This window comes from Nocardia coffeae (assembly GCF_019890715.1).
GTDB lineage: Bacteria > Actinomycetota > Actinomycetes > Mycobacteriales > Mycobacteriaceae > Nocardia > Nocardia jiangxiensis.
The window spans coordinates 103,272-117,969 of record NZ_JAINZY010000019.1; the positions used below are offsets into that span (position 1 = coordinate 103,272).

Consider the following 14,698-nt stretch of genomic DNA (forward strand, 5'->3'; position numbering starts at 1 on the left):
CGCGACGACGAGGCCCGGCTCGGCCAGGGGATCGGTTGCGGCGCGGGCGGCCCGGCGTAGCGGGCCGAGGGCCGGATGATCCGCGGATCCTCGTGCCGCCGCACCGCGGGGCCGGCGTCGTAGACCGGCCGCAGGTCAGCTGCGGCGGCTACGAGCGACAATGCCGCGGAAAGACCGGTCGGCGGGGCGAATTTCGGGCCTGCCGCCGCGATTTACGTCAACATGGACGCTTTCCTGCGACGCGAATATTTGTGAATTATTGCGGGAGTTCGCTCGATCGAGCGAATTTCCCGGGAAATTGCTCACTTCTCCAGGCGCGCGAGAACCTGTTCGTGCAGCAGCCCGTTGGTCGCCACGGCGCTGCCGCCGTGCGGGCCGGGAGTGCCGTTCAACGCCGTGAACGAACCGCCGGCCTCCCGGACGAGCACATCCAGCGGGGCCAGATCCCACAGCGAGACCTCGGGTTCGGTGGCGATGTCGACCGCACCCTCGGCGAGCAGGCAGTAGCTGTAGAAGTCGCCGTAGCCACGGGTCCGCCACACCTCGTCGGTGAGGCCGACGAGCTGATCCCGCAGTCCCAGATCGCGCCAGCCGGACAGGCTCGAGATGGCCAGGCTCGCCGAGCCCAGTTCGGCGACCGCGGACACCGAGATCGGTTCGGGCTCGGCGGCGATCACGCTCGTCCAGGCGCCGGAACCGGTGGCCGCCCACCAACGCCGGAACAGCGCGGGCGCGCTGATCACGCCCACCACCGGAACACCGTCCTGCAGCAGCGCGATCAACGTCGCCCACACCGGAACGCCGCGCACGAAATTCTTCGTGCCGTCGATCGGGTCGATCACCCACTGACGGCCGGAGAACTCGGCATTGCCGCCGAATTCCTCGCCCAGCACCGCGTCCTGCGGGCAGTACCGGCCCAGCGTCGCCCGCAACGCCTTCTCCACGGCCAGGTCGGCGTCGGAGACCGGAGTCAGATCGGGTTTGCTGTCGACCCGCAGATCCAGCGCCCCGAACCGGTCGCGGGTGATCGTGTCGGCCTCCTCGGCCAGACGCAGGGCAAGGTCGAGGTCGGCGGTGTGGTCGGTCACGGCCTGAAGATTACCGGGGACGTTCAGGACTGTTCGAAGCTCCACACCGCAGGCCAGTCCTTACCGCGGAACGCCGCGTCGATGCCGCCGTCGCAGAAGAGCACCGAGCCGACGAAGAAGGAGGCCCGATCCGAGATCAGGAATCCGGCCAGTTCGGCGATCTCCTCCGGCCGTCCGGCCCGGCCGATCGGGGTCGCGCCCAGGAAACCCTTCATGCCCTCGCCGACCAGCGGATCGGTGGTGCCCTCCTGGGTCATCGGGGTGTCGATGATGCCCGGGGCGATGGCGTTGATGCGGATACCGTCCTTGATCAGATCCGCCGACCGCGTCCGCGCGTACCAGGCCAGGGCGGCCTTGGTGGCCGGATACGCCTGGATCGCACCCCATTCGCCGAAGGAGTTCGCGATCTCCCGCGCGCGGTCCTCTTCGCCGGCCAGGCATGCCTCGGCCAGATCGACCGGCCAATTCGGTTGCGTCGTCGTGGAATTGGAGGACACCAGGACCACCGAGGCCGAGTCGGAGTTGCGCAGCAGCGGCAGTACGCCCTCGAGCACGGTGATCGCGCCGAAGTAGTTGACCGAGACGACCAGATCACCGGGGCGTCCGGTGGCGGCGGCGACACCGGCGAAGGGCAGGAAGCCGTCGAGGACGCCCTCGCTCAGGCGGGTGATCTCGGCGATCGCGTGGGCGCGGCCCTCGGCGGTGGACAGATCCGCGGTGACGTCGGCGTCGTGCAGATCCACGCCGATCACGCGATGTCCGGCCTTCTCCAGATGCGCGACGACCGCCGCGCCGATTCCCGACGCGCTGCCGGTGACCGCGAGGACGCTCACGACTGCACCTCACTGCTGCCGGACCCTTGCGCGGCCGTGCCGATCGCTCTCATACAACCTCCTCGTCGACGGTGCTTACGCCCTTCACCCTGCGAGGTTACAAGCGCCGCAGACGATTCGATCCCGCTCAGCGAGACTGCCCCGGAATCCGGAATGCGCTGTCCGCGCGGCAGATCCGGCGCGCTCCCGGTCCGCCGATCCGATCGGCGCGCACCGCGCGGGCCGCGCCCCGCACAGCGTCGCCGACGTCGTATTTCATCGTGCCGAGCGCGGACGGTAGATTGGGACATCGTGCATCCCGACGTCACCGCTGATCTCGCCGAACTCGACACGACTCTCAAGACGGTCGAGTCGGTGCTCGACATCGACGAGTTGCGCCGTCGCATCGATGAGCTCGAACACCAGGCCGCCGATCCGGACCTGTGGAACGACCAGGAGCACGCGCAGCAGGTCACCAGCGAGCTGTCGCACGCCCAGGGCGAGCTGCGCCGCGTCAGTGATCTGCGGCAGCGCCTGGACGATCTGCCGGTGCTCTACGAACTCGCCGAGGCCGAGGAGGGCGAGGCGGCCACCGAGGCCCTCGCCGACGCCGACGCCGAACGTGCCGCCCTGCACGCCGACGTGGAGGCGATGGAGGTGCGCACGCTGCTCTCGGGTGAGTACGACAAGCGCGAGGCGCTGGTGAACATCCGCTCCGGCGCCGGTGGCGTCGACGCCGCGGACTGGGCGCAGATGTTGATGCGCATGTACGTCCGGTGGGCCGAGCGGCACAAGTACGGCGTGGAGATCTACGACACCTCGTACGCGGAAGAGGCCGGGATCAAGAGCGCGACCTTCGCGGTCAAGACGCCGTACGCCTACGGCACGCTGTCGGTGGAGATGGGCACGCACCGGCTGGTGCGGATCAGCCCGTTCGACAACCAGGGCCGCCGCCAGACCTCCTTCGCCGAGGTCGAGGTGCTGCCCGTGGTCGAGACCACCGACCACATCGACGTGCCCGAGGGTGAGATCCGCGTCGATGTGTACCGCTCCTCGGGCCCCGGCGGGCAGAGCGTCAACACCACCGACTCCGCGGTCCGCATCACGCACATCCCGACCGGCATCGTGGTCACCTGTCAGAACGAGAAATCGCAGCTGCAGAACAAGATCTCGGCGATGCGCGTGCTGCAGGCCAAGCTGCTCGAGCGCAAGCGGCAGGAGGAGCGCGCCCAGATGGACGCCCTCAAGACCACCGAGGGCGCGTCCTGGGGCAACCAGATGCGTTCGTATGTGCTGCACCCCTATCAGATGGTCAAGGATCTGCGCACCAATTATGAGGTGAACAATCCGACAGCAGTACTCGACGGTGAGATTGACGGCTTCATCGAAGAGGGAATCCGTTGGCGGATGCGCCAGGGTGCGGAAGAGTAATCCGAGGTTTGCCCGGAAGCAAGCCAATCACGGCACAATCACGACGTTTCGAACGGTGCGCGCGCCGTAGTAACCTGTTGGACGTGTGTTCGGGTGGCAGCATGGCAGATTTTGACGGGTGTGGGCCGAGGTCGGCAGAGGTGAGAGGATGACCGTGAATCTCGCCGACGGCTCGACCCTGGCCGGGGTCGGCGCCTGGGCGCGCTCGGGCGGCCTGGAGATCGTGCTGTTCGTGATCGGCGCGATGCTGTTCAGCCGGCTCGCCCAGTTCGTCCGGGACCGGATCATCCGCCGGATCGATGCGGGCTTCCAGGGAAGTGATTCGCTGGTGCGCTCCGAGGCGGCCAAGCACCGGCACGCGCTGGCGCAGGTGGTCACCTGGGTGCTGCTGTCCATCGTCTACTTCCTGGTCGCGCTGGAAGTGTTGCAGCGCTTGGGCTTTCCACTCGGCGGCCTGGTGGCCCCGGCGGCGGTGATCGGTGCCGCGCTCGGTTTCGGCGCACAGCGCATCGTGCAGGATCTGCTGGCCGGGTTCTTCCTGATCACCGAGCGGCAGTACGGATTCGGCGATGTGGTGAGTATCGCGGTCACCGGGCAGACCTACCCTGCCGAAGGGACCGTCGAGGACATCACGTTGCGGATCACCACGTTGCGCAATCCGGACGGTGAGGTGATCACGGTGCCCAACGGGCAGATCGTGAAAGTCACGAACCTGTCCAAGGATTGGGCGCGCGCGGCGATCGACGTCCCCGTTCCGGCGACCTCCGACATCACCAAGGTCAACGAGATCCTGCACGATGTCGGCGCGAAGGCGTTCGCCGATCGGAAACTGAAATCGCTCCTGCTGGACGAGCCCACGGTGATGGGACTCGAGGACCTCACCGTGGACCAGATGAACATCCGCATGGTTGCCCGCACGCTGCCGGGCAAACAGTTCGAAGTCGGCCGCGAGCTCAGGGTACGGGTTGCTGCGGCGTTACGCCGGGAGGGCATGAGTGAAACTGCGTAAATCCACCGCGGCTCTGATCGCTGTCTGGGTCGCCACGTTCGTTTTGTACGTATTCGTCAAGCCCGCTACCCCGGATCACAGCGGGTTCTCACCGATTGCCAATACGATTCCGAAATCGGTGATTTCATCCACGCAGGCCAAGTGACCCGAATGTGACACCAGGCAATTACCGGGTGTGTGCCGGAGAGCGCACTTGCATTGCTGGCTACACTGGCACCTCGTGATCACCCTGCGGAACGTCACCAAGTCATACAAAACCTCGACGCGTCCCGCGTTGGACAATGTTTCGGTCGAGGTGGAAAAGGGCGAGTTCCTGTTCATCATCGGGCCGTCCGGATCGGGTAAGTCGACGTTCATGCGGCTGCTGCTCAAGGAGGAGCGTCCCACCGAAGGCGAGGTCCACGTCGCGGACTTCCGGGTGGACCGCCTGGCCGGGCGCAAGGTGCCCAAGCTCCGGCAGCGGATCGGCTGCGTATTCCAGGACTTCCGGCTGCTGCAGCAGAAGACGGTGGAGCAGAACGTGGCTTTCGCGCTCGAGGTGATCGGCAAGAACCGCAAGTTCATCAATCGCGCGGTGCCGGAGGCGCTGGATCTGGTGGGCCTGTCCGGTAAGGCCGACCGGTTGCCCAGCGAGCTGTCCGGCGGTGAGCAGCAGCGCGTGGCGATCGCGCGGGCGTTCGTGAATCGGCCGCTGGTGCTGCTGGCCGACGAGCCCACCGGCAACCTCGACCCCGATACCAGTCAGGACATCATGACCCTGCTCGAACGGATCAACCGCGTCGGCACCACGGTGCTGATGGCGACCCACGACAACCACATCGTCGACGCGATGCGCCGGCGTGTGGTGGAGCTCGATCGTGGCCGCCTGGTCCGTGACGAGGCGACCGGCGTGTACGGGGTGGGCCGGTAATGCGCGGAGCGTTCCTACTCAGCGAGGTCCTCAACGGCCTGCGCCGCAACGTCACGATGACCATCGCGATGATCCTGACCACCGCGGTCTCGCTGACCATGCTCGGCGGCGGTCTGCTCGCGGTGAAGATGGCCGACAAGACCGAGCAGTACTTCCTGGACCGGCTCGAGGTGCGGTTGTACCTGGACGACGCCGTGTCCGCCACGGACGTGGACTGCTCGAAGGATCCGTGCAAGACGTTGCTCGCGGATCTGAAGGACACCTCGGGTGTGGTGTCGGTGCAGTACCTCAACCGCGCGGACGCGATCCGCGAGGCGAAGGAGAAGACGTTCAAGGATCAGCCGGAGCTGGCCGCCTACGTCGCGCAGTCGCCGCTGCCTGCGTCGATGCGGGTGAAGATGACCGATGCCGGGGCGTATCCGAGCATCCTGCAGAAGTTCCAGGCCCGGCCCGGCGTGAAGTTCGTGCGCAACGACAAGGATGTGGTCGACCGCCTGGTCAGCCTGTTCGACGGTCTGCGCAACGCGGCGTTCGGCCTGGCGGTGCTGCAGGCGTTCGCGGCGGTGCTGCTGATCGCGAACATGGTGCAGATTGCGGCGTTCACCCGGCGGGAGGAGGTCGGCATCATGCGACTGGTCGGCGCGAGCCGCTGGTATACGCAGTTGCCGTTCCTGCTCGAGGCGGTGGCCGCGGCGATCGTCGGTTCGGTGCTGGCGGTGGTCGGGTTGCTCGTGGCGCGGCCGCTGGTGATCGATCAGGCACTGGGGTCGCTGTTCGAATCGAAGGTGTTCCCGCGCATCACCGGTGACGACGTCCTGCTGGTCGCGATGACGATCGTTCCGGTCGGGATCGTCTTCGCCGCGGCGACGGCCTACGGGACGTTGCGCTACTACGTTCGCGAATAGCGCCGCACCCCGTACACGCGCACGCACCCGCTCCAGCGTTCGGAGCGGGTGCGTTGTGTTTGCGGCGGGTGCGGCTGCGGGAGAGTGCTCGCGCGGTCGGTGGGGATCCGTAGGATGTCGGGGGTGAGTTCGCAGGAGACGCTCGAGACGGTGGCCGATTCGCTGATCGATCAGTCCGGCGCGGGTGCCGAACCCGATGCGGCGCAACAGGTTCTGCGGCGTGTGTTCGGCTACGACAGCTTCCGCGGATTACAGCACGAGATCGTCTCGCAGGTCATCGAGGGCGGCGATGCGCTGGTCCTGATGCCGACCGGCGGCGGCAAATCGCTGTGCTATCAGATTCCCGCGCTGGTGCGTTCGGGTGTCGGCGTGGTGGTCTCACCGCTGATCGCGCTCATGCAGGATCAGGTCGACGCGCTCAATGCCCTCGGCGTGCGTGCGGGCTTCCTGAACTCGACCCAGTTCCCCGACGAGCGTCGCACGATGGAGCAGCAGTTCCTCGCCGGTGAACTCGATGTGCTCTATCTCGCCCCCGAGCGGTTGCGCCTGGACTCCACGCTGCAACTGCTGGACAAGGGCGAGGTGTCGGTGTTCGCGATCGACGAGGCGCACTGCGTGTCGCAGTGGGGCCACGACTTCCGGCCCGACTATCTGGCGTTGTCGGTGCTGCACGAGCGCTGGCCCGATGTGCCGCGCATCGCGCTGACCGCCACCGCCACCGAGGCCACCCGTCGCGAGATCGCCGAACGCCTGGATCTGACCGGCGCGAAGCATTTCGTCGCGGGCTTCGACCGCCCGAACATCCAGTACCGGATCGAGCCCAAGAACCGGGCCGATCAGCAGCTGCTGAGCTTCATCAGCTCCGAGCACGCCGGTGACGCGGGCATCGTCTACTGCCTCTCGCGTAACTCGGTCGAGAAGACCGCCGAATTCCTCACCCGCAACGGCATCGAGGCGGTGCCGTATCACGCCGGGCTCGACGCGCGCACCCGCGCGAACAACCAGTCGCGCTTCCTGCGCGAGGACGGGCTGGTCGTGGTGGCGACCATCGCGTTCGGCATGGGCATCGACAAGCCCGACGTGCGGTTCGTCGCCCATCTGGACCTGCCTAAATCGGTGGAGGGCTACTACCAGGAGACCGGGCGTGCCGGTCGCGACGGCCTGCCGTCCACCGCGTGGATGGTCTACGGCCTCAACGACGTCGTCCAGCAGCGCAAGATGATCGACTCCTCCGAGGGCGACGCCGCGCACCGCCGCCAGCTTAACCTCCATCTGGACGCGATGCTCGCGCTGTGCGAGACGGTGCAGTGCCGCCGCACCCAGTTGCTGGCCTATTTCGGCCAACGCGGGGAACCCTGCGGCAACTGCGACACCTGCCTGAATCCGCCCGAATCCTGGGACGGCACGGTGCCCGCGCAGAAGGTTCTCTCCGCGGTGCTGCGGCTCAAACGCGAGCGCGGGCAGAGCTTCGGCGCCGGGCACATCGTGGACATCCTGGTCGGCAAGTCCAACCCGAAAGTGTTGCAGCACAAGCACACCGAGCTCAAGGTCTTCGGCGTCGGCGCGGAGTTGCGCGATGTCGAATGGCGCGGGGTGGTCCGGCAGATGCTCGCGCAGGGCCTGCTGGCGGTGCACGGGGACTACGGCGTCCTCGTGCTCACCGAGGCCAGCGAGGAGGTGCTGTTCAAGGGCCGTCAGGTCGCACTGCGGCGTGAGCCCGAACGGGCCAAGGCGGCGAAAGCGCCGCGCGCCAAGGCATCTCGCCTCGCCGCCGCCGATCTGGCTCCGGCCGATGCCGGACTGTTCGAACGGCTGCGGGCCTGGCGCGCGGCCACGGCCAAGGAGCAGGGCGTTCCGGCGTATGTGGTCTTCCACGACGCGACGTTGCGCGAGATCGCCGCTCGCCGACCCACGAGCCTGGCTCAGCTCGGCGAGATCAGCGGCATCGGGGAGAACAAGCTCACCAAATACGGCGAGGGCGTGCTGGAGACGGTCGCCGGGGAGCCGGAGTCGGGCGAACCGGCTGCCCCCGCGCCGTCGAGCCGGCCCCCTGCCCCGGCTCGCTCCCGTGCTGATTCGACCTCGCGCCCGGCCCCCACGGCGTCGCGGCCCCGGGCCGCAGCGGCCCGGCCGGAACCGCCTCGGGAGCCGGTTTCGGAGGCGTCGGCCTGGGATCGCGAACCGCCACCGGACTGGGATTTCGAGCCGCCGCCGGACGATGGGTACTGAGCGCGACATCGAACAATCCGTTTATCGGAACCCGAAATGTGGGTAACTTTCGGACATGACGCTCGGTAACGATGATGTGGCCGGTGGTGGCGTGGGCCCCACCGAGGTGCCGACCCTCACGGTGACAGGACCCGACACCCAGCCGCATCCGGGTGCCGCGGGGCATTCCCGCCAGCACCGGCTGTGGCCTCGTCGGGAACAGCTCGGTCGGCCCCGGGTGTCCACCCTCGTGCTCATGTCGGTGTGGGTCGCGGTCCTGGCCCTGTATCTGGAGATACGCCCGGCATGAATCGGCACGCGCCCGCGGCAACGGCACGAACACATTCCGATTCGCGCGAATTACGTGAGTGCGCAGGCGCACCCGGTTAGCGTTCTGGGCATGGTTCATCACGACCATCACTCCGATGGTGGCGATTCCCAATCCGGTGGTTCCGATCGAGATCAGGCGGATGCGCCCGAGTCGGTCGCTGCTCGCGCCCGCGGTCTCGATGGAACCGTCGACACCGGCTGGTTGCGTCCGCATACCTATCGTCATCTGGGGCATCCGCGGATTTCGACGATCATCCTGCTGATCGTGTGGATCGCGCTGTTGGTGCTGTACCTCGAGGTGCACACCGGCTGATCCGATTCCGAGCGCAACGGAGTTCGGATTTCGGCCGAGCGCGTCTGCTTCGGCGCCTTGGTATGTTGAAAGCCCTTGTAGCCTCGCAGCGGTACGCGAAAGGGTGTCCGTGTGACCGATCCCGAGTACCGGACAGAACGCGTCTCCACGAACGATGTCCAGACCAGAGCCGACCGGGCTGAGCTCTGGCACAACTATCTTCGTACCCGACAGGGATCGGTCGGCCTGGCCTTCCACAGCGGCGACGACTTCTACTCCTCGGCGTTCGCTCAGGAGGTGGGCCCGCTCCAGGTCGTCGAGTTCCAGTCCGACCCGCTGGATTACCAACGCTCGCAACGAAATGTGCGAGACGACGGTGATAACAGCTACCGGCTACTCATTCCGCTCGAAGGGAAATTCGAATTCGCACAAGGTGATTCGAAGGAGGTCGTCCAGCCGGGCAAACTCGCCTTCTTCCACTGGGGCCACCCCATGTACATGCGGCAGGACGAGACGCTTCGTGCGCTGATCATGACCGTTCCCGAAAAGTCCGTCACCCTCGCCCGCGCCGCAGACGCCCCGCTCGCCCTGGACGAGACGCGGCCGCTGGTACGTCTGCTGGCGAATCAGGTCCGCGAACTCGTCGCCTGCCGTCAGGAGTGGACCGCGCAAGATTTCACCGTCGCTTTCTCGGGCGCACTCGCACTGCTCGAGGGCGTGCTCGACCCGGTCCGGCCGGTCACGCCCGACAATCTCTCGGGTGTCGCTCGACGGGCGCGTGCGTTCATGGAGGTCCACGCCGGCGACCACACGGTGACACCGGAGGCCATCGCCGGGATGTGCGGCTGCTCCCTGCGCACACTGCACAACGCGCTCAAACAGGCCGAGGGGCTCGCGCCGGGTGCGATGCTGCGCACGATCCGCCTCGACCGCGCACGTCGGAGGCTGTCCACCCCGTTCCCCGTGGACCTGGACAGAATCGCCTTCGAGACGGGCTTCGGTACGACCCGCAGGTTCCGAGAGAGCTTTCGGCAGCACTTCGGGCAGACTCCGGCCCAGTGGCGCGACCAGCTGACGGGTATCGCCGCCGAGGGGTGACCGGCGCGGATCCTCGTGCGGCACGTCACAATTCGGCTGCCGACGTCGCAACGACGAGGTAGGGCTTGCCGAAAAACGTCGCAACTTTGCCGGAAAACGGTAGAGACCCGGCCGCGTCGACGCCTAACGTTTTCGAACAAGCACAACCTCGCCCGCCGGTTCGGCGTGCGCGGAGCCGTCTCGAAGCACCTTGGGAACCAGTAGAAATTGATACCGATAGCGAAATCCTTTCACCGACAACACGGATGTGCGTTGACCAACGAGGAATAGCGTGGTCGGGCCCGCGCCCACGGTGAACTGCACTTGTGATGTTTCGGAGGGGAATACATTCACAGGGCAGGATTGCGCGGCCGGTTTCTCGGGGTCGCCCGCACGGGGATGGCGGGCGACCCCGATCAATATCGCATGGCAGTCGCACAGCGTTTACAGATCGGGTCTGTGAAAAATCGCGCATATCAGAATTTCCGTCGAGTACAGGTTGTCGCACCTCAGGTGTGGTGGCGAGGCTGTAAGGTCTGCACCGGATTCAGGACCTCATGGGGTTGGCGAAACCTCTTTCGTATATCGATGGGAGCGGGCGTGGAATACAGGCATTCGGTGGGGATCGCTGTCGCCGTGGCAGGGCTCGCGTTGTCGGTCTCGGGCTGTCAGGGGAGCGGTTCGGCGACGTCGGGAACGACACCGCAGGCATCGTCCGCGCAGCAGGCCGCGTCCCCCGCGCCTCCTGCCGCCACGGGTGAGCAGCAGTCGAATACCGCCTCGCCCTGCCACACCGCAGACCTGTCGGCCCGGCTCGGCGCGCAGAAGAAGGTCCCCGTGAACGTTCAGGGACAGCTGGGAGCCGCTGGTACGCACTACAATCTGCCGCTCATCTTCACCAATCACTCGGCACATGCCTGCGTCATGTCCGGCTTCCCCGGAGTCGATCTGGTCGGACCGGGTTCGACCTACTCCCTGCCGCGAGTCGGCAACGCGTCGCCCGTGACCCTCGCCGCCGGCGCCAGCGCGCACAGTGTCATCTACTACATCGACCCGTCGGGCAGCCTTCCGCCGGGCGAGACGGCGGCGCTGTGGACCCCGACGAAGGTGTCGGTCACCCCGCCGAACGAAACCACGCAACTCTCGGTTCCGTGGAGCGTCGGAAATCCGGTCGACAATGGAGACAAAGCGTCCGGCGCCACCGCCGCTCATATCCAGCCGATTCAGGCCGGAGCCTGATATACGAGTTTTTCGGTAATCGGGGAACGAACCGCGAAAATTGTGAGCGGAATTCGTTCCCCGATTCGCTGTATGAAGCGGCGGACGCATCGGACGACCGCTGAATCGAATGGGCAAGTCAGTCCGGCCGTCCGGAACGCCTCGGTCCCGTGGCCATGTCCCGATATGTACAGAAGAATGTCCCGCAGGGGTAAGAAAGTCTCCATTCGGATGCCTACCGTTGATTGCATCAGAGGCAGTGCGACGGTCGGCGAGCCGAGACTCGCCACCTGCCCGATGAACGGGCAACTCGCGAACTGTGCGGCACCTGTCGTCGGGGACGAGCGTCCTCGCTCGGTGGAGGAGGAGATACCCTGTGGCACAAGCATTTCGCTTCTACGAGACCGGTGCGCCCGAGGTGCTCCGGTGGGAGCAGGTCGAAGTCGGCCGACCAGGCCCGAACGAGGTGCGGATTCGACACCGAGCCGTGGGCCTGAACTTCGCGGACACCTATTTCCGGACGGGGCTGTACCCGGCGCCACTCCCCGCCGGGATGGGGGTGGAGGCCGCAGGGGTGATCGAGGCTGTCGGACCCGGTGTCACCGAGTTCGCCGCGGGCGATCGGGTCACCTACACCGGCAGTCCGCTGGGGGCCTACAGCACCGAGCGGGTGATGCCCGCAGAACATCTGATCCGGCTCCCGCGCGAGATTCCGTTCGACACCGCCGCCGCGATGACCATGCGCGGTCTGACGACGGCCTACCTGCTTCGCCGCATCCATCCGTTGCAATCCGGTGACACCGTGCTGTTGCATGCCGCCGCCGGTGGGGTGGGCCTGATCTTCACCCAGTGGGCGAAACTGTTGGGTATCACCGTGATCGGGACGGTATCCAGCGAACACAAGGCCGAGATCGCTCGCGCGCACGGCTGCGACCACGTCATCGTGTACACCAGAGAGGATGTCGCACAACGTGTTCGCGAGCTGACCGACGGCGCCGGTGTCCGCGTGGTCTACGACAGCATCGGCCGGACGACCTTCGAGTCCTCGCTGAATTCGCTTGCGCGGCGCGGACTTCTGGTGTGTTTCGGAACCTCGTCGGGACCGGTGCCGCCGATCGACGCCATGCAGTTGGCGGTCAATGGATCGGTGTTCCTCACTCGTCCGGCCCTGGCCGATTACATCGCCGATCCGGCCGAACGCGCCGAACTCGCCGAAGAACTGTTCTCGCACGTGGCCGAGGGGCGTATTCGCATCGGCATCAATCAACGCTACGCGCTCGCGGATGCGGTTGCCGCACACCGTGATCTGGAGAAGGGGATGAGCGTCGGCTCGTCGGTACTCACGGTGGACCAGGAAGGGCTGTCATGACAAGCACTGCCCCCGTGGATATTTCGACCAGGTCCGCGCCGTTCGGCATACGTCCGTTGACCTGCGCCATCGGTGCGGAGCTGTTCGACCTGGACCTCGGTGAGGTCGCGCGTGACGAGGCGCTGTTCGCCGCGCTGAAGGGCGCGCTGCTCGAGTACAAGGTGCTGTTCTTCCGCGACCAGAACATCAGTCGAGCCGACCATGTCGCTCTCGCAGAGCATTTCGGTCCGCTGGAGGATCATCCGGTGATCGGCAGCGATCCGGACCACCCCGGCCTGGTGCGGATCTACAAGGATCTCGAGAGCGGACCCGAGCACTACGAGAACGCCTTCCACTGCGATGCGACCTGGCGGGAGGCACCGCCGATGGGATCGGTCCTGCGTTGCGTGCAGTCGCCCGCGGTCGGCGGCGACACCATCTGGGTGAATATGGCCGAGGCGTACCGGCGTCTGCCCGAAGAGGTGCGATCGCGGATCGACGGGTTGCGGGCACGCCACTCCATCGAGGCCAGTTTCGGTGCGATGCGGCCGACCGAGGAACGCCTCCGGCTGCACGAACAGTTTCCCGACGCCGAGCATCCGGTGGTGCGCACGCACCCCGAAACCGGTGAGAAAGTGCTGTTCGTCAACGCTTTCACCACGCATTTCGTCAATTACCACACCCCGCAGAACGTGCGCTTCGGCATCGACTACGCGCCCGGCGCATCCGAGCTGCTGAATTATCTGATCCGGCAGGCGAGCGTCCCCGAATATCAGGTCCGCTGGCGGTGGACCGAGAACAGCTTCGCGATCTGGGACAACCGCTGCACCCAGCACTACGCGGTGCAGGATTACTTCCCCGACGTTCGCAAGATGGAACGAGCGGGCATCATCGGCGACAAGCCGTTCTGAAAACTATTTCGCCACAATTGATTTCGCTAGGAGTAGTGCCATGTTCTTTCACGACGACGCCCTGTTTCCGGAGAACCAGGAGAAGCTGGTCATCACCGCAGCGCCCTACGGTCCGGAATGGGAACTCGACGATTTCCGCGACGACCTGCCGCTGACGATGGACGAGCACGTCCAGCAGGCGGTGGACTGCTACGAGGCCGGCGCCACCGTACTGCACATCCACGTGCGGGAGCTGGACGGCAAGGGCTCGAAGCGGTTGTCGCAGTTCAACGAGCTGCTGGGTCGTTTGCGCGAGGCGGTTCCGGAGATGATCCTGCAGGTCGGCGGGTCGATCTCGTTCGCGCCGGAAGGCGACGGAGCCGACGCGAAGTGGCTGTCCGACGATGCCCGCCACATGCTGGCGGAATTGGATCCGAAGCCGGATCAGGTCACCATCGCCATCAATACCAGCCAGATGAACATCGTGGAGTTGATGACCGAGGACGATATCGCCGGTACCTCGTTCACGCGGCCGGAGGTCTACGAGGCGTACCGCGAGATGTACGTTCCGGCTGGACCGGGCTGGGTCGAGGAGCATCTGAAGCGGTTGCAGGCCAAGGGAATTCAGCCACATTTCCAGCTCTCCAGCATTCCGCAGCTGGAGACCGTGGAGCGGCTGATCCGCCGGGGCAGGTACACCGGTCCGATGATGGTCACCTGGGTCGGCATCGGCGGCGGCTTCGACGGCCCGAATCCGTACAACATGATGGAGTTCATCCGCCGTGTTCCCGACGGCGCGGTGCTGACGCTGGAGACGCTCATGCGCAGTTGCCTCCCGGTGAACACCATGGCGATCGCCATGGGTCTGCACACCCGCTGCGGCAATGAGGACACGCTGTGGGGTCGCAAGGGCGAGAAGATGACCTCGGTGCAGCAGATCCGGCAGCTGGTCCGCATCTCCGAGGAATTGGGGCGGGAGGTGGCGACCGGTAAGGAAGCCCGGCAGATCTACAAACTCGACGAGCGGTACCGCGATGCCGACGAAACGCTGGCGAAGATCGGCTTCGCACCGAACCGGAAACCGGGACAGGTCGGCTTCACGCACCACGCCTGACCGGATGGCACTCCGGCGAGCGGTCCGCCGTCACCGCTCGCCGGGCCCGGCTCCGCGCAGTCGCTC

At 66.1% G+C, this 14,698-nt stretch carries 16 protein-coding genes; 13 read left to right on the forward strand and 3 right to left on the reverse strand.

Annotation, left to right across the window (positions count from 1 at the left end):
• Window positions 1–302: 302 nt before the first annotated feature.
• From hisN to K7711_RS48725, 3 genes are all read right to left on the reverse strand, one after another.
• Window positions 303–1,088 carry a histidinol-phosphatase gene (gene hisN, locus K7711_RS41830; protein ID WP_222977730.1) on the reverse strand — a complete coding sequence of 262 codons (786 nt, stop codon included), beginning with the start codon at window positions 1,086–1,088 and terminating at the stop codon, window positions 303–305.
• 23 nt (window positions 1,089–1,111) lie between these two features.
• The gene (locus K7711_RS41835) at window positions 1,112–1,921 is read right to left on the reverse strand and encodes an SDR family oxidoreductase (protein WP_222977732.1); all 810 of its coding nucleotides are present in this window, start codon (window positions 1,919–1,921) and stop codon (window positions 1,112–1,114) included.
• A gap of 127 nt (window positions 1,922–2,048) precedes the next feature.
• A complete protein-coding gene (locus K7711_RS48725; protein ID WP_268929734.1) occupies window positions 2,049–2,180 on the reverse strand; it encodes a hypothetical protein in 132 nt (43 codons plus the stop codon).
• A 32-nt stretch (window positions 2,181–2,212) separates the two neighbouring features.
• Here K7711_RS48725 and prfB point away from each other — a divergent pair, with 32 nt between their 5' ends.
• From prfB to K7711_RS41900, 13 genes are all read left to right on the forward strand, one after another.
• Window positions 2,213–3,331 carry a peptide chain release factor 2 gene (gene prfB / locus K7711_RS41840; RefSeq protein ID WP_222977734.1) on the forward strand — a complete coding sequence of 373 codons (1,119 nt, stop codon included), beginning with the start codon at window positions 2,213–2,215 and terminating at the stop codon, window positions 3,329–3,331.
• Window positions 3,332–3,479: 148 nt separating this feature from the next.
• Window positions 3,480–4,340, forward strand: coding sequence for a mechanosensitive ion channel family protein (locus K7711_RS41845; RefSeq protein ID WP_222977735.1), 861 nt, complete (start codon window positions 3,480–3,482; stop codon window positions 4,338–4,340).
• Window positions 4,327–4,485: an Rv3103c transmembrane domain-containing protein gene (locus tag K7711_RS41850; RefSeq protein WP_222977737.1), complete on the forward strand. Its 159-nt coding sequence runs from the start codon at window positions 4,327–4,329 to the stop codon at window positions 4,483–4,485. Before K7711_RS41845 ends, K7711_RS41850 begins: the two co-directional genes overlap by 14 nt.
• A 75-nt stretch (window positions 4,486–4,560) precedes the next feature.
• Window positions 4,561–5,250 carry a cell division ATP-binding protein FtsE gene (ftsE, locus tag K7711_RS41855; protein ID WP_040827011.1) on the forward strand — a complete coding sequence of 230 codons (690 nt, stop codon included), beginning with the start codon at window positions 4,561–4,563 and terminating at the stop codon, window positions 5,248–5,250.
• Window positions 5,250–6,155, forward strand: coding sequence for a permease-like cell division protein FtsX (ftsX, locus tag K7711_RS41860; RefSeq protein WP_222977738.1), 906 nt, complete (start codon window positions 5,250–5,252; stop codon window positions 6,153–6,155). Before ftsE ends, ftsX begins: the two co-directional genes overlap by 1 nt.
• A gap of 114 nt (window positions 6,156–6,269) precedes the next feature.
• On the forward strand, window positions 6,270–8,384 hold the full coding sequence (recQ, locus tag K7711_RS41865) for a DNA helicase RecQ (RefSeq protein ID WP_222977740.1): 2,115 nt from the start codon (window positions 6,270–6,272) through the stop codon (window positions 8,382–8,384).
• 55 nt (window positions 8,385–8,439) lie between these two features.
• Window positions 8,440–8,673: a WLR motif membrane protein gene (locus tag K7711_RS41870; protein WP_222977742.1), complete on the forward strand. Its 234-nt coding sequence runs from the start codon at window positions 8,440–8,442 to the stop codon at window positions 8,671–8,673.
• Between the two features lie 90 nt (window positions 8,674–8,763).
• Window positions 8,764–9,006, forward strand: coding sequence for a WLR motif membrane protein (locus K7711_RS41875; protein WP_222977744.1), 243 nt, complete (start codon window positions 8,764–8,766; stop codon window positions 9,004–9,006).
• A gap of 111 nt (window positions 9,007–9,117) precedes the next feature.
• Window positions 9,118–10,083, forward strand: a complete 966-nt coding sequence (locus K7711_RS49155; RefSeq protein WP_222977746.1) for an AraC family transcriptional regulator — start codon at window positions 9,118–9,120, stop codon at window positions 10,081–10,083.
• 579 nt (window positions 10,084–10,662) lie between these two features.
• Window positions 10,663–11,301: a DUF4232 domain-containing protein gene (locus K7711_RS41885; RefSeq protein ID WP_222977748.1), complete on the forward strand. Its 639-nt coding sequence runs from the start codon at window positions 10,663–10,665 to the stop codon at window positions 11,299–11,301.
• 355 nt (window positions 11,302–11,656) lie between these two features.
• Complete coding sequence (locus tag K7711_RS41890; RefSeq protein WP_222977750.1) at window positions 11,657–12,649, forward strand: quinone oxidoreductase family protein; 993 nt, start codon at window positions 11,657–11,659, stop codon at window positions 12,647–12,649.
• A complete protein-coding gene (locus tag K7711_RS41895; RefSeq protein ID WP_222977752.1) occupies window positions 12,646–13,539 on the forward strand; it encodes a TauD/TfdA dioxygenase family protein in 894 nt (297 codons plus the stop codon). Before K7711_RS41890 ends, K7711_RS41895 begins: the two co-directional genes overlap by 4 nt.
• 40 nt (window positions 13,540–13,579) lie before the next feature.
• Window positions 13,580–14,632, forward strand: a complete 1,053-nt coding sequence (locus tag K7711_RS41900; RefSeq protein ID WP_222977753.1) for a beta-keto acid cleavage family enzyme — start codon at window positions 13,580–13,582, stop codon at window positions 14,630–14,632.
• Window positions 14,633–14,698 lie beyond the last annotated feature (66 nt).